The sequence below is a fragment of the Cytobacillus sp. MT66 genome, from assembly GCF_058792595.1.
Genome location: NZ_JBXAFB010000004.1, coordinates 15800 through 39659 on the forward strand (window position 1 = coordinate 15800; position 23860 = coordinate 39659).

General features: G+C 38.5%; 24 protein-coding genes. 20 read left to right on the forward strand and 4 right to left on the reverse strand.

Annotated features, from left to right (window positions below):
• Positions 1 to 26 precede the first annotated feature (26 nt).
• The 5 genes from AC1Q59_RS08555 to AC1Q59_RS08575 all read left to right on the forward strand — a co-directional run bounded on the left by AC1Q59_RS08555 (position 27) and on the right by AC1Q59_RS08575 (position 5527).
• Positions 27 to 752: a response regulator transcription factor gene (locus AC1Q59_RS08555; protein ID WP_492365396.1), complete on the forward strand. Its 726-nt coding sequence runs from the start codon at positions 27 to 29 to the stop codon at positions 750 to 752.
• A gap of 180 nt (positions 753 to 932) precedes the next feature.
• Positions 933 to 1868 carry a phosphate ABC transporter substrate-binding protein gene (locus tag AC1Q59_RS08560; RefSeq protein WP_492365397.1) on the forward strand — a complete coding sequence of 312 codons (936 nt, stop codon included), beginning with the start codon at positions 933 to 935 and terminating at the stop codon, positions 1866 to 1868.
• 266 nt (positions 1869 to 2134) lie between these two features.
• Positions 2135 to 3211, forward strand: a complete 1077-nt coding sequence (locus AC1Q59_RS08565) for a Fe(3+) ABC transporter substrate-binding protein (RefSeq protein WP_492365398.1) — start codon at positions 2135 to 2137, stop codon at positions 3209 to 3211.
• Positions 3212 to 3215: 4 nt separating this feature from the next.
• A complete protein-coding gene (locus AC1Q59_RS08570) occupies positions 3216 to 4859 on the forward strand; it encodes an ABC transporter permease (protein WP_492365399.1) in 1644 nt (547 codons plus the stop codon).
• Positions 4859 to 5527: an ABC transporter ATP-binding protein gene (locus AC1Q59_RS08575; protein WP_492365400.1), complete on the forward strand. Its 669-nt coding sequence runs from the start codon at positions 4859 to 4861 to the stop codon at positions 5525 to 5527. Before AC1Q59_RS08570 ends, AC1Q59_RS08575 begins: the two co-directional genes overlap by 1 nt.
• 107 nt (positions 5528 to 5634) lie before the next feature.
• Here AC1Q59_RS08575 and AC1Q59_RS08580 read toward each other — a convergent pair whose 3' ends face one another.
• Positions 5635 to 6624, reverse strand: coding sequence for a DUF3231 family protein (locus AC1Q59_RS08580; RefSeq protein WP_492365401.1), 990 nt, complete (start codon positions 6622 to 6624; stop codon positions 5635 to 5637).
• A 334-nt stretch (positions 6625 to 6958) separates the two neighbouring features.
• On the opposite strand from AC1Q59_RS08580, the gene AC1Q59_RS08585 reads away from it, so the two are divergent.
• The 5 genes from AC1Q59_RS08585 (at position 6959) to AC1Q59_RS08605 (ending at position 10004) form a co-directional block, all read left to right on the forward strand.
• Complete coding sequence (locus AC1Q59_RS08585; RefSeq protein ID WP_492365402.1) at positions 6959 to 7855, forward strand: helix-turn-helix domain-containing protein; 897 nt, start codon at positions 6959 to 6961, stop codon at positions 7853 to 7855.
• Between the two features lie 20 nt (positions 7856 to 7875).
• Positions 7876 to 8058, forward strand: a complete 183-nt coding sequence (locus AC1Q59_RS08590; protein ID WP_492365403.1) for a hypothetical protein — start codon at positions 7876 to 7878, stop codon at positions 8056 to 8058.
• 220 nt (positions 8059 to 8278) lie between these two features.
• The gene (locus AC1Q59_RS08595; RefSeq protein WP_492365404.1) at positions 8279 to 8659 is read left to right on the forward strand and encodes a YkvA family protein; all 381 of its coding nucleotides are present in this window, start codon (positions 8279 to 8281) and stop codon (positions 8657 to 8659) included.
• 284 nt (positions 8660 to 8943) lie between these two features.
• Positions 8944 to 9213 carry a CD3324 family protein gene (locus AC1Q59_RS08600; protein WP_492365405.1) on the forward strand — a complete coding sequence of 90 codons (270 nt, stop codon included), beginning with the start codon at positions 8944 to 8946 and terminating at the stop codon, positions 9211 to 9213.
• A 140-nt stretch (positions 9214 to 9353) separates the two neighbouring features.
• Positions 9354 to 10004, forward strand: a complete 651-nt coding sequence (locus AC1Q59_RS08605; protein WP_492365406.1) for a FusB/FusC family EF-G-binding protein — start codon at positions 9354 to 9356, stop codon at positions 10002 to 10004.
• Between the two features lie 116 nt (positions 10005 to 10120).
• Here AC1Q59_RS08605 and AC1Q59_RS08610 read toward each other — a convergent pair whose 3' ends face one another.
• Positions 10121 to 11932, reverse strand: coding sequence for a hypothetical protein (locus AC1Q59_RS08610; RefSeq protein ID WP_492365407.1), 1812 nt, complete (start codon positions 11930 to 11932; stop codon positions 10121 to 10123).
• Positions 11871 to 12155: a hypothetical protein gene (locus tag AC1Q59_RS08615; RefSeq protein ID WP_492365408.1), complete on the reverse strand. Its 285-nt coding sequence runs from the start codon at positions 12153 to 12155 to the stop codon at positions 11871 to 11873. Before AC1Q59_RS08615 ends, AC1Q59_RS08610 begins: the two co-directional genes overlap by 62 nt.
• A 194-nt stretch (positions 12156 to 12349) precedes the next feature.
• On the opposite strand from AC1Q59_RS08615, the gene AC1Q59_RS08620 reads away from it, so the two are divergent.
• The 4 genes from AC1Q59_RS08620 to AC1Q59_RS08635 all read left to right on the forward strand — a co-directional run bounded on the left by AC1Q59_RS08620 (position 12350) and on the right by AC1Q59_RS08635 (position 14750).
• Positions 12350 to 13111: an SDR family oxidoreductase gene (locus tag AC1Q59_RS08620; protein WP_492365409.1), complete on the forward strand. Its 762-nt coding sequence runs from the start codon at positions 12350 to 12352 to the stop codon at positions 13109 to 13111.
• Positions 13112 to 13248: 137 nt separating this feature from the next.
• Positions 13249 to 13860, forward strand: a complete 612-nt coding sequence (locus AC1Q59_RS08625; protein WP_492365728.1) for an MOSC domain-containing protein — start codon at positions 13249 to 13251, stop codon at positions 13858 to 13860.
• A 144-nt stretch (positions 13861 to 14004) separates the two neighbouring features.
• Positions 14005 to 14601, forward strand: coding sequence for a TetR/AcrR family transcriptional regulator (locus AC1Q59_RS08630; protein ID WP_492365410.1), 597 nt, complete (start codon positions 14005 to 14007; stop codon positions 14599 to 14601).
• Positions 14602 to 14624: 23 nt separating this feature from the next.
• Positions 14625 to 14750, forward strand: a complete 126-nt coding sequence (locus AC1Q59_RS08635; protein WP_492365411.1) for an anti-repressor SinI family protein — start codon at positions 14625 to 14627, stop codon at positions 14748 to 14750.
• A 146-nt stretch (positions 14751 to 14896) separates the two neighbouring features.
• Here the strand turns inward: AC1Q59_RS08635 and AC1Q59_RS08640 are convergent, their stop codons facing one another.
• Positions 14897 to 16312 carry a sigma-54 interaction domain-containing protein gene (locus tag AC1Q59_RS08640; RefSeq protein WP_492365412.1) on the reverse strand — a complete coding sequence of 472 codons (1416 nt, stop codon included), beginning with the start codon at positions 16310 to 16312 and terminating at the stop codon, positions 14897 to 14899.
• A 256-nt stretch (positions 16313 to 16568) separates the two neighbouring features.
• Between AC1Q59_RS08640 and AC1Q59_RS08645 the strand changes: the two genes are divergently transcribed.
• The 6 genes from AC1Q59_RS08645 to AC1Q59_RS08670 all read left to right on the forward strand — a co-directional run bounded on the left by AC1Q59_RS08645 (position 16569) and on the right by AC1Q59_RS08670 (position 23815).
• On the forward strand, positions 16569 to 17768 hold the full coding sequence (locus AC1Q59_RS08645; protein ID WP_492365729.1) for an ornithine--oxo-acid transaminase: 1200 nt from the start codon (positions 16569 to 16571) through the stop codon (positions 17766 to 17768).
• Between the two features lie 94 nt (positions 17769 to 17862).
• Positions 17863 to 19107: a Glu/Leu/Phe/Val family dehydrogenase gene (locus AC1Q59_RS08650; RefSeq protein WP_492365730.1), complete on the forward strand. Its 1245-nt coding sequence runs from the start codon at positions 17863 to 17865 to the stop codon at positions 19105 to 19107.
• Between the two features lie 114 nt (positions 19108 to 19221).
• Complete coding sequence (locus AC1Q59_RS08655) at positions 19222 to 20319, forward strand: amidohydrolase (RefSeq protein WP_492365413.1); 1098 nt, start codon at positions 19222 to 19224, stop codon at positions 20317 to 20319.
• Positions 20320 to 20527: 208 nt separating this feature from the next.
• On the forward strand, positions 20528 to 21934 hold the full coding sequence (nhaC, locus tag AC1Q59_RS08660; protein WP_492365731.1) for a Na+/H+ antiporter NhaC: 1407 nt from the start codon (positions 20528 to 20530) through the stop codon (positions 21932 to 21934).
• Positions 21935 to 21990: 56 nt separating this feature from the next.
• On the forward strand, positions 21991 to 23100 hold the full coding sequence (locus AC1Q59_RS08665; RefSeq protein WP_492365414.1) for a mandelate racemase/muconate lactonizing enzyme family protein: 1110 nt from the start codon (positions 21991 to 21993) through the stop codon (positions 23098 to 23100).
• A 13-nt stretch (positions 23101 to 23113) separates the two neighbouring features.
• A complete protein-coding gene (locus AC1Q59_RS08670) occupies positions 23114 to 23815 on the forward strand; it encodes a GNAT family N-acetyltransferase (RefSeq protein ID WP_492365415.1) in 702 nt (233 codons plus the stop codon).
• Positions 23816 to 23860: the final 45 nt, after the last annotated feature.

Below are 23860 nucleotides of genomic sequence, written 5' to 3' on the forward strand. Positions count from 1 at the left end.
TCGGTCTAGATGAGAGGAGGACAGAAATGGGGAAAAAAATATTAGTTGTTGATGATGAACCATCGATCGTTTCCCTTCTAAAATATAATTTATCGAGAGAGGGTTTTAATGTTTTAGTTGGAACAAATGGGAATGAAGCCATGGAACTGATTGAAAAAGAAAGTCCCAGCTTAGTAATTTTAGATATCATGCTTCCTGGGATTAATGGTTTAGAAGTATGCAGAGTGTGCCGCGAAAAAGGTAACCAAGTTCCGATATTAATGTTAACTGCTAAAGATGACGAAATTGATAAAGTAGTTGGATTAGAGCTTGGTGCGGATGGATATATGACGAAGCCTTTTAGTCCTCGGGAAGTTATTTCTCGTATAAAAGCAATCTTAAGGCGGGTCGTGCATGATGCAGAGAATAACAAAAATGATAATAATAGAGTAGATAATAGATTGATTATAGCAGGTTTCGAGCTTTATCCTGATATGTACGAGGTATATTACATGGGTGAAAAAATTCCTTTGACGCTCAAAGAATTTAAGCTTTTGCTTTATTTCATGGAAAACAAAGGAAGAGTTGTGACCAGGGAGCAACTCTTAAATGGTGTCTGGAACTCTGACTTTGACCGATTATCAAGAGTAATTGATGTCCATGTAAGTCATCTTCGGGAAAAAATAAAAACTTTTACTAAAACACAAGAATTTATAACAACCATCTACGGGATCGGCTATAAGTTTGAAGTGCCAAAAGCAAATATATATTAATATTCCTAATACGAATGTACCATATAAAAAAAGAGTTAACCGAATTTAAAAAGAATACGTATGATTTACACAATATTTACATTTATTCACGCGCTCTTTACATACCATTAAAACGTCATTAATAATTCTCTATTAATATATGAAGAGTGAGATACAAACTATTAATAGGGGGAAATATTCGTGAAACTAAGTAAAAAGATTTTGTCATTTGCAATCATTTCTATGTTTGTGATGGGTTTGGCAGCATGTGGCTCGGCATCTAGCGGGAACAAAGAAAGTAATAATAGCGGAAATGCCAATGGAGATGGAGAAAATGCAAAGTCCGAAGAAACTGTAAGTGGTTCAATTGTATTGTCTGGTTCTAGTGCCCTGCAGCCACTTGCCGCTGCAGCTGCAGAAGAATTTATGAATAATAATGGTGAAGCAGAAGTTCAGGTTCAAGGCGGAGGAAGCGGTACTGGTCTTAGCCAGGTGTCAGAAGGCCAAGTAGATATCGGAAACTCAGATGTATTTGCTGAAGAGAAGGAAGGTATTCCAGCAGACGAGCTTGTCGATCATAAAGTGGCGGTTGTTGGAATGGCAGCCATCGTAAATCCTGAAGTTGGTATTACAGATATTACTAAAGAAGATTTAATCAAGGTATTCACTGGAGAAATTACAAACTGGAAAGAGCTTGGCGGAGCGGATGAAAAGATCACTTTAGTTAACCGTCCAGATTCTTCTGGAACTCGTGCAACATTTGTAAAATACGCTTTAGAGGGAGCAACACCTGCAGAAGGCATTACAGAGGATTCTTCAAGCCGCGTACTTCAGCTTGTTGGTGAAACTCCAGGAGCAATCGGTTATAACGCATTCTCTTATCTTGATGATACTATTCAAGCATTAAGCATTGATGGTGTAGAACCAACTGATGAGAATGTACAAAGTGGTGACTACCCGATCTGGGCATATCAGCATATGTATACCAAAGGGGAAGCTACAGAATTAGCAAAAGCATTTATTGAGTATATGCTTAGCGATGATGTGCAAAAGAACCTAGTTCCAGCTCAAGGATATATTTCAGCGACTGAGATGAAAATTGAGCGTGACGTAGAAGGAAACATTTCTGAAAAGTAAAACGACCATCTTTTGAATTCACTAGAAATAAGTTTTTGACCTCCTCCACTAAATGGAATGGCATCTTTAATGTGATGCATTTCATTTAGTGGATTTTTTTATGATACGAATAATAAAGCGTTTCACCTCTAGAATGAAAAAAATTGATTCTTTTAAAATATACTGTTGACATTGGATTGCCTAGTTTGTAGAATAAAAACAAATCAGTTGATAATGATTATCAATTTCATTAAATTATAATCATTCTAAAAAGGAGCGTACATAATATGAGTCTATCAAAGTTACTTAAGCCGTTGCTGGTTAGTGCGGCGCTAGTAGTTGGTTTAGCTGGCTGTGGGGCTGCAAGCGACAATGAAGAAGGGGAAGCAGCAAAATCAAAAACAACGGAAAACCAAGAGGTAAATATATATACGGCAAGACATTATGAAGCTGATGATGAAATTTATAAGAAGTTTACTGAAGAAACTGGCATCAAAGTCAATGTGGTTAAAGGGAAAGCAGAAGAGCTTATTGAAAGAATTAAACGTGAAGGCCAAAGCACTGCGGCTGATTTATTTGTAACGGTTGATGGTGGAGTACTTGCATATGCTAAACAAAATAATATCTTACAACCGGTCACATCAGATGTCATTGACCAAAACGTACCAGAAAACCTTCGCGATGTTGATAATAACTGGATAGGATTGGCAACAAGAGCACGTATTATCGCTTATTCAAAGGATAGAGTTTCACCTGAGGAATTATCAACGTATGAGGATTTAACTAGTGACAAATGGAAAGGTAAATTATTAGTTCGTTCTTCCACTAGTTTATATAACCAATCATTGCTGGCATCTTTTATAGAATTAAACGGTGAAGAGCAAGCGGAAGAATGGGCACAGGGAATTGTAAATAATTTTGCGCGCCAGCCGGATGGCGGTGACCGTGACCAAGCCAAAGCCATTGCTGCAGGTACTGGGGATGTGGCAATCATGAACACCTATTATGTTGGTTTACTGGCCAACTCTGAAGATGCGGAGGAAAGAAAAGTAGCAGATAGTATTGGGGTCTTTTTCCCTAACCAAGAAACAAATGGTACGCATGTTAATATCAGTGGGATTGGTTTAACCAAGCATAGTAAAAATAAAGAAAATGCTATTAAACTTATTGAGTACATGACTAACGTAGAAGCCCAGGAATATCTTTCATCAACAAACTATGAGTTTCCAGTTAACCAGAATGCAGCGAAACCTGAATTACTAGAGAGCTGGGGAGATTTCAAAATGCAGGACCTAAATTTTGATACTTTAGGAGAACATAATAAGAAAGCGATTGAAATCTTTAATAAAACAGGCTGGAAGTAATGATATGAGAACAGAACTAATAAAACGGAAAATAAAAAAAGAGTTTAACGGTTGGTGGCTGATAAGTTTGATTGGGGCAGTAGTGATACTACTGCCTATCCTTTTTATATTCTCCTCTTTATTTCTTGAACCAAATGAAAATTGGATGCAAATTCGTCAGTACCTGCTTAAAAATTATGTAACTAACACCTTCATACTGGTGGCATTCACGGCTATTTTCACGGCTGTTTTAGGTGTGACATTAGCATGGCTTGTTGCAGCCTATGATTTCCCATTGAAGAATTTTTTTCGGTGGGCATTACTATTGCCATTATCGATTCCGACGTTTATAGCAGCCTATACGTATCGAACTATGCTGGGTTATACGGGGGTCGTTCAATCAACTTTAAGAAATCATTTCAATTATCAAATCAACCCGGAATGGTTATCTGTTTCGGGGATTGGTGGCGCCGTCTTTATTTTTACATTATTTTTATTTCCATATGTGTACTTGATAACAAGGGCATTTCTTGAAAGTCAAAGTACATCCTATATAGAGAGTGCCAGGCTATTAGGCAGGAAACCAGTAACCGTATTTTTAAAAGTAGTACTGCCTCTTTCAAGACCGGCAATTGTTGGAGGTACTGTTTTGGTCTTCTATGAAGTGCTGGGGGATTATGGCGTTACCAGTTATTTGGGTATTCATACGATTTCAACAGCCATTTTTCAAACTTGGTTTGGAATGTACGACGTCGACTCAGCTATGAGACTTGCAGCCTGGTTAATGATCATCATTATTGGTATATTTATTTTAGAGAGATTACTTAGACAAGGACGACGTTATCATTTAAGTAATAAATCTAGACCTTTAGTAGCTGTAAAGCTTAAAGGGCTAGCTGGAATAGCAGCTTTTATATATTGCGGAGTCGTATTTCTAATCGGGTTTCTAATCCCATTCATTCAATTGATTACATGGGCATTTATGACTTTTGATAAAGTTTGGGATGTTACATTCTTTACCTTGATTTATCAAACTGTCTATATTGCTGTAATTTCTACAGGGATTATCCTTATTCTTTCTGTTGTTGTCGCAAATGTTAGCCGATCTCATTCTTACTTATCCGTTATTCTATCGAAATGTGTAACATCAGGTTATTCCATTCCAGGACCGATTATTGCTATAGGTGTACTTGCCATGTTTATCTATCTTGATCAATGGCTTGCACCACTATATTCTGCTTTTGGATTAGGTGAAGCACCACTGATTTTAAGTTTATCTATAGTCATGTTAATTGTTGGATACTTTATCCGTTTTATGGCTACGGGATATAACGCGGTTGAAGTGGGCTTTGAAAAAATTGGAATTAGGTATATGGAAGCGTCTAGGATGCTCGGGAAAAACGTGACTAAAACGTTTTTTAAAGTGGATCTGCCTTTAATTAAAGGTTCAATCATTAGTGGTTTTGTTTTAACGTTTGTTGAGATTTGCAAGGAATTGCCATTAGCCCTATTACTAAGACCTTTTAACTTTGATACATTGGCTACAAAGACTTATCAATATGCAAATGATGAACAAATCTATGAAGCATCCATTTCATCATTGTTAATTATTGCAATCAGTATTTTATCTGTAATTATTATTCAGTTGATAGGCAAGAGGGTGAAATAATGAGTATTGTTGAAATTGAAGGTCTTACCTTTTCATATTCTTTTAAAGAGGCACCTGTTATTGAAGATTTCTCATTTTCAATGGAAAAGGGAGAAGTCGTGGGTATTCTAGGACAAAGCGGAAGTGGAAAAAGTACCATACTCCGGCTGATCGCTGGATTGGAAATGCCGTTAAAAGGTAATATTAAAATTGCCGAAAAAATCGTTGTAAGCGACAATGTATTTATTCATCCAGAGGAAAGAGGGGTAGGGATGGTTTTCCAAGACTATGCACTATTCCCTCATATGTCTGTGAGAGATAATATTCTTTTCGGGTTATCTCATATGCCTCGCAATGAAAGAAAACTGCGTTTAGATGAAATGCTTGAGCTTGTTCAAATGGGGAATTTTGAGAAGAGATATCCGCATGAATTAAGTGGAGGACAGCAGCAAAGGGTTGCTCTTGCTAGAGCACTTGCTCCCAAGCCGAATGTGTTGTTAATGGATGAACCTTTCAGTAACCTAGATGCCGATTTAAAAGAATCGATTCGTGAGGAACTGGGGATTATTTTAAAAAAGGCAAATATCACTTGCATAATGGTTACACATGACCGAAATGATGTTCAAGCTATTTGTGATTATAGTATCGTAATTGGCGAATCAAACACAAATAGTATTGTTAACAGGTAATAGATATTTAAGGAATAGGTGCTTTTCTGAAATAAGGGAAGTGCTTTTTTCTATATTAAAGAACACTAAAAAACCACCTTATAAGATGGTTTTTTAGTGAAGCGATATCAATTAGATAATTCCTTACGATCAACGGAATGCGGTGGCTTCTCAAACCATTCATTAGCAATCATCATTTCCGCACAGTCTTCTGCAAGTTTGACATTATTTTTAATGGCAGAAGCATATTTGAGTCCCAGATCGCGCCGCATGGAACCTGCCAAAGCTGTTCCGTAATAGGCCATGGCGGACTGAATCAGGAAGGCACAGTGGAATGTCATCAGTTTATCAGAAAAAGGTGCGATCTCGGAATTGGTAATATGAGTATCCCAGGAAATCGATGAGCTGACAAAGTCATCATGCAGGATTGAACGGAAAATAGAAAGATGCTCAGCCGCCTGTTCTACTACCCGGTTGAAAAGTGTTCGAACTTCTTTGGATTCAGCCGTTTGGCTAAAACCTAAGATTAATCCTTTGGCAAGCGCACTCTTCTGTAAATTGAAATAAAGACTGCTAATTTCAATAACGTTCAAGGGTCGATGGTCCCCGAACCAGCCGGCAAGAAAACTTTGTTTTTTAGCAAATTCCACTTCTTCGGGCAAGGAGATGGCAGGAGCTCGATCCAACAGTCCCTTGGATTTTAACATGTCTAAGGTCGTATCATACATTTTGGAAGCCCCGTTGTATGCCTCTGCATAAAACCCTCGTACATCCGGCCTGTGAGATGTAGTCATTCCGAGTGAATAGGCCGTTAATCCATGAATACTCATTCCATGAAGATAAAACAGCCAGAATTCATCAGAAAATAAGCGTGGAGCATCAAGATGGACATCTTCCTCCGTAAACCCATGAGGAATTGGAAACTGTTTCTTTTGAAAAATCTCAAGTATCATTTTAAGGAGATGATCGGACAGCATCTGTGCTTCCTCAAAAATGGAATAGATGTCAGAATCAGTTATCGTCTTTAATGCATAGGAATTAACGCAGCGTGCCAGCGTGTTGTTGAGATAGGGGGTCCAGAGATTGGAAACATCCAGTTCTACGATTTCTTTAACCATTTCTATCCCTCCAAAAGAAAATTTTGAAAGCAATCAATACCTGATAATAAACCAGATAATTTTGCCTTTTTATAGAGTTTATAAATATTCATTTAAGGATATTTACTTTATTAACAGGAATTATTGTATACAAGATGGAATGTAATATACTAAAACAAGGATTGCCTTAATTCCGTAAACATCTTTTGTGATTAGAAATAAAAAGAAGTGCTGTTCATATAGACTGAAGGATAATAATATAATGTGAATATAAATACAATATTTTAATAATTTTGTTTAATAAACAGGAATTATGAACTATAATAACAAAAGAGGATGAAAAGGAGCCTTCCAAATGAGCATAGAAAGTATAAATTTTGGTGAAGTTCTAAACTCTTTAAGGACGTATAAAAAAATAGAAATCAACGAATTAGCAGAGGGGATTTGTACTCCAGAGGACATAGAGCTCTTCGAGAGAAACCATAAATATCCAACGATGGAACAACTGGTGAAGATAGCTGGAAAGTTAAATGTGCAGATTAATTATTTCTTTGATATTACATCTAGCAGTCATTTTAATTATGTAATAACCATTGCAAAGCTAATAGATAATTATAAAAGAGAGCGTAATTATCAAGCAATCTATGAAGTAGTTCAAAGAGAAAAAAATAATCCCCTTTTCGGCAGTATATCACAACAGCAATATTTAATATGGCATGAAGGTATTTGTGTTTACTATTTAGAAGGTCGTCGGGAGCTGGCAATTGAATTATTAAAAAAAGCCATTAAACTAACTAACCCTAAGTATAGTAATCTAACCGAAATAGAAGTAGATATATTAACCAGCATGGCTTTAATCGAAAAAGATGCTCAAAACTTTGATGCGGCCCTATCGTTATTTCTGGAAGCCCTTAATCATATAAAAGAGCTGCCATACATAAAGGCTCCAACGCTCAAAATAAAAATTCTTTATGGGTACTCACAGTTACTAACAAAAGTAGGAAAATACCAAGAATCTCTTCAGTATTGTGAGGAAGGGATAAATAATTGTATAGCAGCAGAGTCTAATTATCAGTTTGCTGATCTTCATTATCAGGCTGGAGAAAATTATATTAGAATGGGCCAGTTAGATAAAGGAAACGAATACATGGAAAAAGCAATTAATTTGTTTAAAATTCAAGGAAATGATGAATACGTTCAGCTAGTAAAAAAAGAATATAATAAACTTTTAGCTGAATGTGTACATATTTAATTATTTGGAGGTAGGAAACATTGAAAAAGCTTTTAGGTATTAGTATTTTATCGCTTGGAATTATTGGACTAGCTAATGGTGCAGCAAAAACTCAAGATGTGGCTGATTTGCCATCACGTCATAGCATCGAACCAATTAGCACGGTTGAAGTCGCTGATCTGCCTTCACGTCATGTAATAGTTCTAGATAGCAGCAAAGCATAATCAAAGCATAGGCGCTGAACAACTTTTGTTTGTTCAGTGCCTTTTTTATTAGTGGTAAATTTCTAGAAATGGTGTTGCTCCAACCATGGGAATATAAGATATCATAATGGCTGCTGAAGCTCGCATAAACATTGAATAAGTGTCAGTTATTTTTAGTTATTTAAATACTTAGTGAAGCTGTCATATTTTTTGATGAAAATAGCTTTAATGGAGGGGGACTATGGGGGAAGCTGCGGCTAAGTTGAAGTCTAGAGCCAAAAAAATAAAACAAGATATTTTTGTTTTGGTGGAGGCATACAAACATCCCAACACACCTTTTTATGTAAAATTACTGTCAATTATTATTGTAGCTTACGCATTTAGTCCTATTGATTTAATCCCTGATTTTATTCCTGTTCTGGGGTATTTGGACGATATTATTCTTATCCCGTTAGGAATCACTCTTGTCATAAAATTGATACCTAAAGAGGTCTTGCAAGAGTGTCGTGAAATTGCAGAGAGTTCGGAGAAAAGAAAAAAGAAAAATTGGGTTGCAGGGACAATTATAGTATTATTATGGGCGGGAATTTTATTTTGGATTATGTCATTATTCTTTAGATAGGCAGTGGTAAAGCTCTATGTTGAATTTAACCGCCAAGTAGATTTTCACTGCAGGCGCGTAGACTTCTAGGGGATAATTCCTCTATAATTCAAATCAAAGGGGGTGCTAAACGGATGGAGAATCACTTTAGATTGTCTGGTACTTCTTACACTCATGCAAAGCCTATTATTGGAAAGGCGATACTTTGCATGGGGCGAAACATTTAACCTTATCGCTAAATAAGCTTTTCTAATATTTTGGCTTTGCACCTTATTTTTCTAATTCAAAATAAGGAGCGAGCAAAATTGAAATATATTAATGCAAATAAAGTTTTACCTGAAAAGCTAATCATAGAAATTCAAAAGTATGTTCAAGGGGAGACCCTTTATATTCCTAAGCCAAAAATGGAGTATCAGAAATGGGGAGCATCAAACGGCGGGAGACGAAAGCTTGATCGCCGAAATGATACCATTAGAAATTCCTTTCATAGTGGCAGCAGTATCTATCAGCTGGCTGAGGAATATTACCTTTCAACAGAAACGATTAAAAAAATTGTTTATTCATATAAAAAGTAGCGAACGGCACTGGTGAACATTCTTCATCAGTGCCGTTCTTATGTAAAAAACGTTTCTAAGTCATTCTTTCCATTTTAGAAAATGGCTGTATTTTTTATAATAATGGTAAAAGACGTTAGAAATGCTAGGAGAAACATGCGATGAATGAAAAATTTATTAAAAATGAACAGCTGAATTTTATTAAAAAACAGATTGCTTTAATTAAGGACAGCACCAAGAAGAATGTACCCCCTAACGTTTTGGCTGCTGTAATCGGCTTGGCTAATGCTAAGATCTTGGATCTCTTTCCAGCTGCATCATCCGAACAACAAGAAATGCTGGATATTACCAGACTGAAGACAGATAAAGAGTATGAACACTATATTGAGCATCTGGAGGACTGTTTACAGCCCTTCCCAAATGTCACTGAGCAGCAGCTGAAAAAAATGTTTCCGAAACAAAAAAAGCTGAAGCTGCCTGATTTATCAAATATAGACTTCAGCAAACTGACCTATCTGAGCTGGAACGACTTAAGATCTAATAAAAAATTTATTATTTATGAGCTAGAGGGGAAAATGGCAGGCATTGAATGTGAATTCACACCAGCTAGTAAAAAAAATATTTGTTCGATCTGTAATAGTTTTGGTGAGGTGGCCTATTTTTCTACTGTAACAAAGGCGAAAAAATCTAACAATCCAGATTACTACAAGGCTATCGGCAATCTTATTTGTGCCGACAGCAGTGAATGCAATAAGAAAATAACAAATGTTAACTATTTAACAACATTACTAAAAAATTCACTTGGAATGTGAAGAACCTTTATATGCTGGTTATTATAAATAACAGATCCTATAAAAGAGGGCCTTTTACAAAAAGATTGTAAAAGGCCCTCTTTTTACCTTCAGATTAGCAGGCACATTTCACCTGTTTAGCACTTTTCGTTCTCGCCTGCATCATCATCCATACATTGCTCGTATTTCTCTTTATATTCTAGATATCTTCTTTTATAAGCCCTGTATCTTTTTTTATATTTCCTGTACCTTCTATCACTCTGGCAGCAGCAGCAGTTTTGATCAGGAGGGACTGGCCCGTCATCAACAATATCTCCAATTGGGTTGAATTCAACGCAGTGTGCAGGCCCGCCAGGAAGAACACCATTATTGTAAGCATCCAGTGCAGACTGCCAGGAATTTACCAGGTTTCGTTGCTGTCTTGGCAGTGCTGCCCAGCTTAAAGAATCATGATCAGCTAGAAAGGCATCTGCTGAGGCAATTGTAGCTGCGATTGCTTTTGGATCTGCACCATAGGCAATATTCAGCTTAGCAGCTAATAGTTGAGCATACAATCGATTAATACCATTGGAAGCATCAGCAGTGCTAGTTGTTCCTTGGAAGTCGAAAATACCTGTTGCATCTACAACAAGAGGCTCAGGAGCATTGGCCTTAGTAATAATAACTGTCTCCGCTCCCCCAACAGTGCCTAACGTAATTGGCAGCTTACTTGACACTCTGTCTGGCTGTGGTCCATTGCCAAGATGTGTTTTCCAATAACCAATGGTTAACGTACATCCACTACATGGAACATTAATGACAATTGTCCAGCTGTCTGAACTTGGAGTTCCTGTATCTTGTGCGGTGACTGTTGCTGTATTGGTAACCGGAGGAACAGGTCCACAAGCTGAATATGGACCAATAGCTCTTGTATAGCCGAATGAAAATTCTGCGTCCCCACAAACATCACCAAGTTTCCCTGCAAAGGTATCGGTAACGGTTGCACATTCATCTATCGTAGTAACGGTGGCCTGTGCAAAGTTAAAAGTTGTACTGCCTGAGAAGCTTGTAGTTCCGCCGGTATTATTTTGCAAATAAGCCGTAGCTGTATTGGTACCTGTTGTTGCAGGAGAAGCTCCAGGAACTATCGCAGAATAAGGGAATTCGGCGAAGGAATTTGCTTGAATCGTAATAGGGAATTGGGAAGGTGATGTGACAATTGCTCCAACATCAGATCCTCCTGCAGGAGTAACGATATCAGATACAAAATTAATCGTTGCAGGTATTGGAGCTGGGTTAGTGACTGTGATTGTACCTGAAACAATAAAATCTGAATTTGTTAGCGCAGGAGTAACCTTCACTGTGTAATTCACGTTAACAGCTTCCTGGCCAACTTGGAAGGTTAGACTATCATAATTTGCGGTTTTGTCGATCGACCAGTTATATTTGGTTGTATACTGTGTTTGTGCAGTTTTTGAAACCTGCAGCTTATAACAGTTAACCGTAACTGATGCTGAAGAGGACTGGTTTGTTTCCCGGATAGTAGCTGTGTTAGGAAAGGTCCCGCTGTCACCGCAAGTGAACGTTCTTTGATAGCTGGCGGAACCTGAATTGGAGAATGGGAAGGTGCCGCCATACGAATCATCTACATTAATACTGTCGTTGACAGTTTCTGTAGGTGCAGATGGGTCTAGCTCTGCTGTGGCACTTGGGCTTGGCCCAAACCGTGTTCCAGGGTGCCCTGAGTGATTAGTAATCGTAACATCCGCTGTTACCTTATATTCCCCTGCAACAGCATTTGTGAGATTACCAAAAGTAACTGTATAAGGATAACACCAGCTTTCACCTGGATTTAGGATAGGTTTACTGCTGACATTCACCATATTTGTACCATATTCAGTACTCCCGCTAGGATTCGTCAGTCTTACAATAATCTGAAGATCTTGTGTTGGTTGAACCTCCCCCCCCATTTGTTACACAGACCTCTCCGCTAAAAAAGATTTCGTCGGTTCCCTCATCCTTCGTTACTGAAATAAGATAATCGGCTGCAGCACTGTCACCGACAAATAGATCAATCATACTTGGGCTGACAGTTTTATTGATTGTCCATTTAAAGGTGCGTCTTACATGAGCATCTGCAGTTACTGTAGCATCTAGTGTGGTGCCGGATTGTCCCTGTTGTATTTCAACCAATTACATCAAACTCCTTTCTAATCATTTGTTTTAGAGGTGTACACGCTCTATATTATTCATATGTGATTATCAGATGATGACCTAAACGATATACGGAGGACAAGTACACATTTTACCTGGGTTTGAAATAATTAGAGAAGGTTAAAATATGATCGATGAGGAATTAGAGTATGTTTAGCGAAAGAGGTGATAGGATGAAACTGTCTGGAAATACAGTTCTTATTACTGGCGGGGGTGCAGGAATTGGGTTTGCTTTTGCCGAGAGATTCATCAGAGCAGGCAATAAAGTCATTGTCTGCGGCAGGCGTGAAGCAAAGCTTCAGGAAGCTAAGGGAAAATATCCTGAACTGATTACACGTGTTTGTGATGTCAACAAAGAATCTGATCGGATTGAGTTGTTCGACTGGGTAACGAGCCAGCACCCCGATGTGAATGTTCTAGTAAACAATGCAGGCATACAGCAGCGATATCATGTTCTTAAAACGAATGCAAAGGAAGATTGGAGCTATTACAGTCAAGAAATAGTCTCTAACATCGAGGCTCCCTTTCATCTTTCCATGCTATTTGCACCGTACTTTGCCAATAAAGACTATAGTGCGATCCTTAATGTATCATCTGGTCTAGCCTTTACCCCGATGGCAATTGCGCCGATTTATTCGGCTACGAAAGCGGCCGTTCATTCATTTACCATGAGCTTAAGGCATCAGCTCGAAGATACAGCCATTGAGGTGATTGAAGTTGCACCGCCTGCCGTTAATACCAATTTAGGCGGAGCGGGCTTACATACCTTTGGTACTCCTGTAGATGAATTTGCCGATGCAATTTTTAAAGGTCTTAAAGAAGGAAAAGCGGAAATTGGCTACGCGCGTGCCGAAAAAGCATTGAGGATGTCCCGAGATGAAATTGATGAGTCAGTAAAGTCCATGTATACGAAAATGAAAAACACTATTCTATAATAAATAAAGAGCTGCCTTGCAGGCGGTTTTTTATTTTGTAATTTCTTTAAGCAAAGATTTATTAGGAGATGTGCATATAAGTGGATAGCAGCAAAGAGATTGAGTTAAGAAATTTATCCATCGGTTTACCCAGAGTGATGAAATACGGGAACAATGAAAAAATGAATACGGGCATATGTAAACAAACAACTGAAGAGGCGTTCTTAAAAAAGGAGGGATTCCTTGGAGATGGAGTGGCGGACCTGCGATATCATGGGGGGCCAGACCGTGCCGTCTGTGTGTATCCTTATGAACACTATTTACTCTGGGAAAAGGAATTTAGGCAACCTTTGCCGCCATCTAACTTTGGTGAGAACATAACCGTAACAAACATGCTTGAAAAGGACGTTCACATTGGAGATATTTTCTCTCTTGGAGAAGCTGTTATTCAAGTTACTCAAGGAAGAGTTCCATGCAGTACGATTACAAAAAGAACTAGTAATCCTTTTCTTTTAAAAAGAATGGTACAAACCGGTTTTACAGGTTATCTGTGCCGTGTTTTAGAAGAAGGGAAGGTTCGTAAAGATTCGCAGATTAAAAGATTGGAGACAAATCCCAAACAGGTCACCATTCTCTATGGGAATCAAATTTATTTTCATAGACCAAAGGATATTGAAGGGATAAAGAAACTGCTGACTGTTGAAGAATTGGCTGATGAATGGAAGGACATGCTGGAAATCCCATTAAACAAACTTATTACCCATATCTAGTTCGTTATAGGAATTCGTTAATCTGTAAAAGGAATATATATATATATTTCTGAAAATTTATAATTTAATATTGACTCCTTGTTTAAATCTATAAGATAATACTAATGAGTAATATATGGTGTGCAGTTTTGAAGGAGATTTTAAATGAGTAAAAGGGGCAGAAAAAAAGGAGCTAATGGTGAACAGAGTAGAGCTCTATTGCTCACGATCGCTGCAGAAGAGTTTGCACATAAGGGTTATTATGAAACAAAGATTAGCACAATCGTTCAAAGGGCGGGCTTAACGCAACCGACATTTTACCTTTACTTTAAAAGCAAAGAGGCTATATATCAGGAATTAATAAATTTGTTTAGGAAAGGGCTATTTGATCTTGCTAAGGAGAGTCGTTTAGAGCCTGGAATTGATCTTAACTCATTACCATCAAGGATTACAAAAGGATTAACGGGAATCTTTACTTTTTTTGGGGAGAATCAGCATTTAACACGCATTGGATTCTTTCATTCTTTGGAGGCAGAAGAGATTAAAAGACAGTTAGCACTGCAAATAAAAGAAAACTTAATTTCAGAAGTGAAGAACGGTTATTTTCAGCCTGAAATAGACATGTGCTTAATAGCTGAGATTTTAGTTGGTACTATTGAGCGTCTCACACTCTCCAAATTATTTTCAGGTATAAAAGAACCCGAAGAAATTGCATCGCAGATTGTTCATCTATTTCTCAATGGAATGTTATCTAGAAGATAATTATGAGGTAAGGAGAAATGGAAATGGAGAGAAAATTAGAAGAAGAATGGGTGTACTTAATCCTCCAAGCAAAACATATGGGAATTTCAAAGGAGGAGATTCGCAAGTTTCTTCAAGAGAAATCTTTAGACCACTCCCGTTGTCAGTAGGGAGTGGTTTATTCTGACGTAACGTACTTAATTTCTCCGGGCCATCCATAACGACATACGCAAAAATATCGTTCGATTCATTAGGGCTATTTCTCCTGATAAGGAAGAAAATGGGCAATAATAACAGGGCAGTGCAGCTGCCCTGTTTAATTTTTGCTTAAATTGTACTTTTTCACACGATACTGAAGGTTTTGCCGGCTCAAGCCAAGGGTTTTCGCCGCCTGCGTTATATTGAAATCATGCTGTTTTAATATTTTTGTAAGATAGTAAATTTCAGTTTCCTCCATGTATTGATCCAAAGGTACAGCATGCCTGCTGGTTTGAAGGGGCGGCATCTCATCTGTCTCCTGTGCCTTTCTATCTGTTTTGAATTGCGGCTTTTGGCGAAAATGAATCGGCAGGTGTATATAGGATATCTTGTTTTCGTGGTCAATCAAGTTCATGGCGCCTTCAATAATATGCTCTAATTCGCGGACATTGCCAGGCCAGTCATAATGATTGAAAGCCCTCAGCACGTCATCATCAATCCCCTTTACATGCATACCGAATAATTGATTATATTTTTCTATGAAAATTTGAACAAGATCCCAAATATCCCTTCTTCTCTTTCTAAGAGGGGGGATATAGAGAGAAACGACACTAAGCCTGTAGTATAAATCCTTTCGGAGCCTTCCTTCAGAGATAGCATCTATTGGATCTTCGTTAATTGCAGCTATAACTCTGACATCTACTCTTCTATCTTTCGTATCACCGATTCGGCGTACCGTCTTTTCCTGCAACACCCGTAAAAGCTTTGCCTGCAAGGCTGGATTGAGAGAATTTAGCTCATCCAGCAGCAGTGTTCCGCCCTCTGCCTGTTCAAATAATCCAGGACGCTCGATTGCGCCGGTAAATGCGCCTTTTTTGGTACCGAAAAGCAGCCCTTCAATAAGGCTGTCCGGCAATGCTGCGCAGTTTTGAGAAATAAAGGGTTTTTCTGAGCGGGAGCTTCCATTGTGAATGCTTTGTGCAAAAAGCTCTTTACCTGTCCCGGTCTCACCAGTGATGAGAATGGATGAGGTTGTACGTGTCGCCCTTTTACTTGCCTCAATTACCTCCTGTATTTGCTCGCTGCTGCCGATAATGCTGTCAAAGGTATAGCGAGTATCGCCTTTTTTATTCATATTTTCTCTGATCAATTTCTCTAACTTTGTGACGTCACGAGCTATTTCCATTGCTCCAATACAAACTCCGTTATCTATTATAGGTATCGTATTATTAATGGTGGTAATTTCCTGACCTCGGTTATTAAAATAAGTCTGTTTTGAGTTCTCAATCTTAATTCCTTTTTGAAGCACTCCTATAAGAGTGCTATCTTCATTTTTGTGAAAAGAGAAAACATCCAGCAGGCTTTTATCTAAAACATCTTCGAACTTCATACCCTCAATCTCGGCCATTTTTTTATTGTAAATGATAGTTTTTCCCTCGTTATTTACAACATGAACCCCGACATCTATTTCACCTAGAATTTGCTGGAAAAATTTATTCATTTCATTTAGCTGCACCACATCATTCTCGTTCATGATAAATCTCCTTTTTAATTATTTATTCCTATTTTAAATAGAGAATGGCATGGGTGCAAAACAAATTTTCTCTTTAATACGCAAGGATCATTTGCACTGAAAAAATAATTTGCATCTAAAAGCATTTAAAACAGGATTAACCTTGGGTTTTAAAATTGGCATGAATATTGCAAAAGATATAAATTGACCGAATATATTAACTGGTTTCATTCTAAAACAACATATATCCATTACTACAAGGAGGAATTTTTATATGATGGCACAAGCATCAAAGACACAGGAACTAATTGAGCAATCTGATAAATTTGGGGCACACAACTATAATCCACTGCCAATTGTTATTTCCAAAGCTGAGGGTGTATGGGTTGAAGATCCTGAAGGCAATAAATATATGGATATGTTAAGTGCTTACTCAGCAGTTAACCAGGGCCATCGCCATCCGAAAATTATTCAAGCATTAAAAGAACAAGCAGATCGTGTGACATTAACTTCCCGCGCATTTCATAATGACCAGCTTGGACCATGGTACGAAATGATTTGCAAATTGACAAATAAAGAAATGGCTCTTCCAATGAACACAGGAGCAGAAGCAGTTGAAACCGCCATTAAAGCAGCACGCCGCTGGGCTTATGATATAAAAGGTGTAGCTGAAAACCAAGCTGAAATTATTGCGTGTGTAGGAAATTTCCATGGCCGTACGATGACAGCGGTATCGCTTTCTTCAGAAGCCGAGTATCAGCGAGGGTTTGGACCGATGCTTCCTGGAATTAAATTAATCCCATACGGCGATTTGTCAGCTTTGAAAAATGCCATTACAGAGAATACAGCTGCTTTTCTAATTGAGCCTATTCAAGGAGAAGCGGGGATTGTGATTCCGCCAGAGGGTTTCATGAAAAAAGCTTCTGAATTATGTAAAGAAAACAATGTACTTTTCATTGCTGATGAAATTCAGGCAGGACTTGCCCGTACCGGTAAAATGTTTGCTTGTGATTGGGAAGAGGTAGAACCTGACATGTTTATTTTGGGAAAAGCGCTAGGCGGCGGAGTATTCCCAATTTCTTGCGTGGTTGCCAGCAAAGAGGTTCTTGGTGTATTTAATCCAGGATCACACGGATCGACATTCGGAGGAAATCCAATGGCATGTGCGGTTTCGGTTGCCTCTATGAATGTGCTTGTTGAAGAAAAATTGGCAGACCGCTCTCTTGAGCTTGGTGAATACTTTGTTGAAAAGTTAAAAGAAATCAACAATCCAATCATTAAAGAAGTTCGCGGCCGCGGTTTATTTATTGGTGTAGAGCTTACTGAGCCCGCACGTAAATATTGTGAAGCATTAAAAGAAGAAGGTTTATTATGTAAAGAAACACATGATACAGTGATTCGATTTGCGCCGCCGCTAGTGATCAGCAAAGAGGAATTAGATTGGGCCATTGAACGTATTAGCAAAATCTTAGGTTAATAAGGTTAATTCAAACGGAAAAGTAGTTTAATATAATTAATAAAGAGGTGCCATTATGGGGACTGCAGTGGTAGCAGATAAAACGGATCAAAAAATGGAGGAAACATTGAATCTATTTACATCAACTCAAGTTGTCATCCAAGAAGCTTTGAGAAAACTGGGGTATACAGATGAAATGTATGAGCTTCTTAAAGAGCCGTTAAGAATGCTGACAGTTAGAATTCCTGTAAGAATGGATAGCGGAGAGGTAAAAATATTTACAGGCTATCGTTCACAGCATAACGATGCTGTAGGGCCGACCAAAGGGGGAGTAAGATTCCACCCGGAAGTCAATGAAGATGAAGTAAAGGCATTATCGATGTGGATGAGTTTAAAATGCGGGATCGTTGATCTGCCGTACGGCGGCGGTAAAGGCGGAATTATTTGTGATCCGCGTAAGATGTCGATGGGCGAATTAGAACGTTTGAGCCGCGGATATGTAAGAGCAATTAGCCAAATTGTAGGACCAACGAAGGATATTCCAGCTCCGGATGTTTATACAAATTCTCAAATCATGGCGTGGATGATGGATGAGTACAGTCGTTTGCGTGAGCATGATTCACCTGGCTTCATTACTGGGAAGCCTGTTGTGCTTGGCGGTTCACAGGGAAGAGATAAGGCTACAGCCCAGGGCGTTGTTATTTGCATAGAAGAAGCTGCAAAGAAACGCGGGATTTCTATTGAAGGCGCCCGTGTAGTTGTTCAAGGATTTGGAAATGCTGGCAGCTTTTTAGCAAAATTCATGCATGATGCTGGAGCTAAGGTAATCGGAATATCTGATGCCTATGGAGCTCTCCACGATCCAAATGGCCTTGATATTAATTATCTATTAGACAAAAGAGACAGCTTTGGAACGATCACAACATTATTTGAAAATACAATTTCCAATATAGAGCTTCTTGAATTGGATTGCGATATTCTTGTGCCTGCAGCTATATCCAATCAAATTACAGCTGAGAATGCTGCAAATATTAAAGCTTCTATCGTTGTGGAAGCAGCTAATGGTCCGACAACCATTGATGCAACAAAAATCCTGACGGACCGCGGAATTCTTCTAGTTCCTGATGTTTTAGCAAGCTCAGGCGGTGTAACCGTTTCTTATTTTGAATGGGTTCAAAACAATCAAGGTTATTATTGGACAGAGGAAGAAGTAAATGGAAAACTTCGCAAAGCACTCGTTCAGGCTTTCAATAATGTATATGAAACAGCTCAGCAAAGAAGAGTAAACATGCGTCTAGCTGCCTATATGGTTGGCGCCCGCAGGATGTCTGAAGCGTCACGTTTTCGAGGCTGGGTTTAAATATAAAGAAGGGCATCCCAAAAGCTAAAAATGGCATTTGGGGATAGCCCTTATATTTTCAAGTGAAGAGAGCAGTTACAAGCTAAGCTTCTTGACAGGAATGGAGTGTTTCATGTGAATCAAAATGCGGAACAACAAATTCTCCAATGGTTCGACCATTTTCACACACACCCGGAGGTAAGCTGGAAAGAGTTTGAAACGACTAAAATGATCGCAAATATTTTACATGATTTAGGTGTTGAATTCCGCTGTTTCACAGATATCACGGGGCTCATTGCAGAAATAGGACAAGGGGATGAAGTGATTGCTGTGCGGGCGGATATCGACGCACTTTGGCAAGAAGTTGATGGAGTTTGGCAGGCGAACCACTCTTGTGGACATGATGCCAACATTTCCATGGCGCTTGGAGCGCTTCTTTATCTAAGAGACAAACCGCACCGTAAAAAATTCAGGTTTATTTTTCAGCCAGCTGAAGAAAAAGGGAATGGGGCAAATGCTATGATTGAGCGAGGAGCATTAGCAGGTGTTACTCATTTATTTGGAGTCCATCTGCGCCCTTTGGAGGAGTTGTCTTTTGGACAAGCAGCACCATCTATCCATCACGGGGCGGGTATTTTTTTAGAAGGAAAGGTTAAAGGTGCTGATGCGCATGGTGCAAGACCGCATTTGGGACAAAATGCTATTGACGTCGTTGTCGCTTTGCATCAATTTATTAAATCAATCTATATATCGCCTTTTGATCCCCATTCCGCTAAACTTACAAAAATTATCGCTGGCGGAGGAAGTTTGAACATCATTCCGGGTTTGGCGGAATTTGCAATAGATGTACGTGCCCAAAGAAATGATGTTCTGACTAAAATCAAGGAACGAATAGATGAAGGGATAGCCGGTTTGATAAAACTATATGGTGTTGATATCGGATGGGATTGGTGTGATTATACACCAGGAGCAGAAGTATCAGCGGAAGCAGAAGAAATTGCATGCCAAGCAATAAGACAAGTAATTGGCGAAGATGCAACAGCACAGCCTGTAATTACATCTGGAAGTGACGATTTTCACTTTTATACAATAAGGCAGCCCAAATTAAAAGCTGCTATGATTGGCATTGGAGCTGATTTATCACCTGGTCTGCACCATCCAAATATGACATTTAACAAATCTGCTCTCGATATTGGATCTCGCATTCTTGCGGAGGCAATGATAAGAGCTTAGGAAAATAAAGCTTTTATTAAAAATAAATCGAACCATTGACGATAGAGTTTATAATTTTTTATAAGCGGCTATTAAGATGGGTAAATTAGTCAGAATATTGGTAATCTGCTGGCTGTTCCCAAATTTAGGCAATTTAAGACCTGAAGGAAACTTCAGTCCTAATACATAAATATATAGGGGGTAGAGGTATTTGAATAGAAAAAAAGAAATGTCTTTTAAAATGGCCATTATTCCACTTGTTGTTATGATTATCGTAATGGCGCTAACCGTCGTTGTGCTGGAACAAGGGCCACATATTCCATTGATTGTTGGGACCGTAGCTGCTGCACTTGTTGCATTAAAATCGGGGTATAAATGGAAAGAAATCGAGGAGGCAATGTACAAGGGAATACGTCTTGCGTTGCCGGCTGTCATCATTATTATGCTCGTAGGTATCACAATTGGTTCATGGATTGGCGGCGGGATTGTAGCCACAATGATCTACTATGGACTAAAAATTATTACACCAACTTTATTCCTTGTATCTATTACGGTCATCTGTATGATTGTATCATTAGCAATCGGCAGTTCATGGTCAACGATGGGGACAATTGGTGTTGCTGGTATGGGAATTGGGCTCAGTATGGGCATTCCAGCTCCAATGGTTGCTGGTGCTATCATCTCGGGCTCTTATTTTGGAGATAAAATGTCACCGCTTTCAGACACTACCAATCTAGCAGCTGGGCTCACAAATACCGATTTATTTACACATATTCGCCACATGCTTTATACAACCATCCCGGGTATTGTCATTGCATTGGCTGTCTACTTCTTTTTGGGGAAAGGTTTTGGCAAAGAAAATATAGAAACTGAAAATATTGATCAAACGATAACCGCTCTTCAAGATAGCTTTGTCATTTCTCCATTCCTGTTAATAATACCTCTAATTGTTATTCTTTTAGTAGCAAGAAAAGTACCAGCTATTCCGGCATTAATTGTGGGAATTATCCTGGCCTTTTTATCTCAGGTATTTATCCAAGGAGGCTCAGTTTCAGACGCTGTTGCTGCTTTGCAAAGCGGTTTTGTTATTGATTCAGGAAATGAAATGGTTGATAACCTATTTAATCGCGGTGGGTTGGATTCCATGATGTATACGGTGTCTATGACTATTGTGGCAATGACATTTGGCGGAATTCTTGAGAACACTGGTATGCTTGAAGCCATCGTTAAACAAATATTAAAGCTTGTAAAAACAGCAAGAGGGTTGGTTGCTTCTACAGTTGTATCATGCTTTGCGACAAATGCAACCTGCTCTGAACAATATATTTCAATCGTCATTCCTTCTCGCATGTATGCAAAATCTTATAAGGAAAAAGGGCTTCATTCAAAAAATTTATCACGTGCTCTTGAAGACGGGGGTACTTTAACATCAGTCTTCATACCATGGAATACATGTGGTGTATTTATTTTAGGTACTCTTGGAGTTCATACATTTGATTATGCTCCATATGCGATATTGAACCTTGTCGTGCCTTTGCTTTCAATTGTTTATTCAATGACTGGCTTTACAATTACGAAATTGACAGAATCCGAAATGCTGGCTATGAAGGAAGAAGACACTACAGTAAATGCATAAAAAAGGAAAGCTCTCTTGGAGCTTCCTCTCATTTATATAGAAGGGAAGTTATATAATTGAAAGTTACAGCTATTTACCTTTATGCTATCAATTTACCTCTTCAAGCTCCTTTTATCATAAGTTACCACACATACAATCATATACCGTCAGTTATTGTGAAAATAGAAACGGATGAAGGAATTGTCGGATATGGAGAAGGTGTTGCTGATGAACATGTAACTGGCGAGACATGGGAAGGGATTTACCAAGTGTTAAAAAATACACTGGGACCGGCGATGCTGGGCCAAAACCCGATGGAAATTGAAAAAATCCATGATCTTATGAACAAAGCTATTTACGGAGCGCCGACTGCAAAGGCAGCATTAGATATAGCGTGCTTTGATATTATGGGAAAAAAACTGCAGCAGCCTGTCTTTCAGCTGATTGGAGGTCGTTTCCATGACGAGTTTCCAATTACCCATGTTTTAAGTATTGCAGATCCAGAAGAGATGGCAGATGAAGCTGCTTTAATGATGAAAAAGGGCTATCAATCTTTTAAAATGAAAGTTGGAACGAATGTCCGTCAAGATATAAAACGAATTCAAGCTGTCCGGGAACGGGTAGGAGAGGATATTGCGATTCGAATTGATGTAAACCAAGGATGGAAAAATAGTGCAACAACACTTGTTGCGCTTAATCAATTGTCAGATTGCCAGTTAGATTGGGTTGAACAACCAGTAGTGGCTGATGACATTGATGGAATGGCTGAAATAAAGTCAAAGATTGCTGTACCATTGATGATTGATGAAGGCATAAAAGGAAATCGTGAAATGCTTGAAATTATTCAAAAACGAGCTGCTGATAAAGTAAACATTAAATTGATGAAATGCGGCGGTATTTATCCTGCAGTAAAACTTGCACATCAGGCCGAGCTCGCAGGCATTGATTGTCAAGTAGGATCAATGGTTGAATCTTCTGTTGGATCTGCAGCGGGTTTCCATGTTGCTTTTTCCAAAAAAGTCATCACAAGTGTAGAATTAACAGGTCCCTTAAAATTTTCAAAGGATATTGGTGATTTGCATTATGATGTTCCTAATATCCGATTATCGGATAGACCTGGCTTAGGTATAGAAATAAATGAAAAGAATTTGCGTGAACTAACTGTTTTTGAAGATGTTGTGAGTTAAGGGGACAGGAAATGTGAACAATATTTATAAAGGAATACTTAATAAACATGGCAAGTCATACCCGTATTCTGTTCGAAAATTAACAGCCGACTATTTGCCAAATATTTTACATGTACAAGAACAAGTGGTTCAACACTTGATAGAAAAAGATGTATTACAGCCTCTCTCGAGTGAGGAGTTTCAATTTATTTTAGACGGAAACGGATTAATGATTGGTGCATTTGTTGGAGATGAACTAATAGCATTTCGGGCACTGCTCGTTCCAGTGATTGATGAAGAGCATTTAGGATGGGATATTGGATTATCAAAGAAAGAGCTTCCAAGAGTGATCTACCAGGAAATTTCAAATGTTCTTCCTGAGTATAGGGGCAATCAATTGCAAAAAACACTTGCCTCACTAATAATGCAGGATTTATATACAGATCCACACAGATATCGTTATGTGTGTTGTACGGTTGCACCTTTCAATATTCCGAGTTTAAAGGATAAATTTATCCAAGGAATGAAGATAAAAGCATTGAAACAAAAGTACGGCGGAGCTATGAGGTATATTTTTGTAAAAGATTTAGAAGAAGATGAGAAAAAATTATGGAATGAAACACTTGCAATAAGAATGGACGACTTTGGTGCCCAGCAAAAAAAGCTCGCAGAGGGCTGGCAAGGATTTAAAATGGAAGAGTACGAAGGACACGTGTGGGTCCATTATCGTATCTAGCAGATAGTGTCGGTGTTAGTCGCCAAACGTGGACCAAATTAGACC

Coding starts and splice junctions, on each gene's coding strand:
- AC1Q59_RS08555 (WP_492365396.1), top strand. CDS start 27: ATGGGGAAAAAAATATTAGTTGTTGATGATGAACCATCGATCGTTTCC.
- AC1Q59_RS08565 (WP_492365398.1), top strand. CDS start 2,135: ATGAGTCTATCAAAGTTACTTAAGCCGTTGCTGGTTAGTGCGGCGCTA.
- AC1Q59_RS08570 (WP_492365399.1), top strand. CDS start 3,216: ATGAGAACAGAACTAATAAAACGGAAAATAAAAAAAGAGTTTAACGGT.
- AC1Q59_RS08575 (WP_492365400.1), top strand. CDS start 4,859: ATGAGTATTGTTGAAATTGAAGGTCTTACCTTTTCATATTCTTTTAAA.
- AC1Q59_RS08580 (WP_492365401.1), bottom strand. CDS start 6,624: ATGGTTAAAGAAATCGTAGAACTGGATGTTTCCAATCTCTGGACCCCC.
- AC1Q59_RS08585 (WP_492365402.1), top strand. CDS start 6,959: ATGAGCATAGAAAGTATAAATTTTGGTGAAGTTCTAAACTCTTTAAGG.
- AC1Q59_RS08595 (WP_492365404.1), top strand. CDS start 8,279: ATGGGGGAAGCTGCGGCTAAGTTGAAGTCTAGAGCCAAAAAAATAAAA.
- AC1Q59_RS08605 (WP_492365406.1), top strand. CDS start 9,354: ATGAATGAAAAATTTATTAAAAATGAACAGCTGAATTTTATTAAAAAA.
- AC1Q59_RS08610 (WP_492365407.1), bottom strand. CDS start 11,932: ATGGGGGGGGAGGTTCAACCAACACAAGATCTTCAGATTATTGTAAGA.
- AC1Q59_RS08620 (WP_492365409.1), top strand. CDS start 12,350: ATGAAACTGTCTGGAAATACAGTTCTTATTACTGGCGGGGGTGCAGGA.
- AC1Q59_RS08625 (WP_492365728.1), top strand. CDS start 13,249: ATGAAATACGGGAACAATGAAAAAATGAATACGGGCATATGTAAACAA.
- AC1Q59_RS08630 (WP_492365410.1), top strand. CDS start 14,005: ATGAGTAAAAGGGGCAGAAAAAAAGGAGCTAATGGTGAACAGAGTAGA.
- AC1Q59_RS08635 (WP_492365411.1), top strand. CDS start 14,625: ATGGAGAGAAAATTAGAAGAAGAATGGGTGTACTTAATCCTCCAAGCA.
- AC1Q59_RS08640 (WP_492365412.1), bottom strand. CDS start 16,312: ATGAACGAGAATGATGTGGTGCAGCTAAATGAAATGAATAAATTTTTC.
- AC1Q59_RS08645 (WP_492365729.1), top strand. CDS start 16,569: ATGGCACAAGCATCAAAGACACAGGAACTAATTGAGCAATCTGATAAA.
- AC1Q59_RS08650 (WP_492365730.1), top strand. CDS start 17,863: ATGGAGGAAACATTGAATCTATTTACATCAACTCAAGTTGTCATCCAA.
- nhaC (WP_492365731.1), top strand. CDS start 20,528: ATGTCTTTTAAAATGGCCATTATTCCACTTGTTGTTATGATTATCGTA.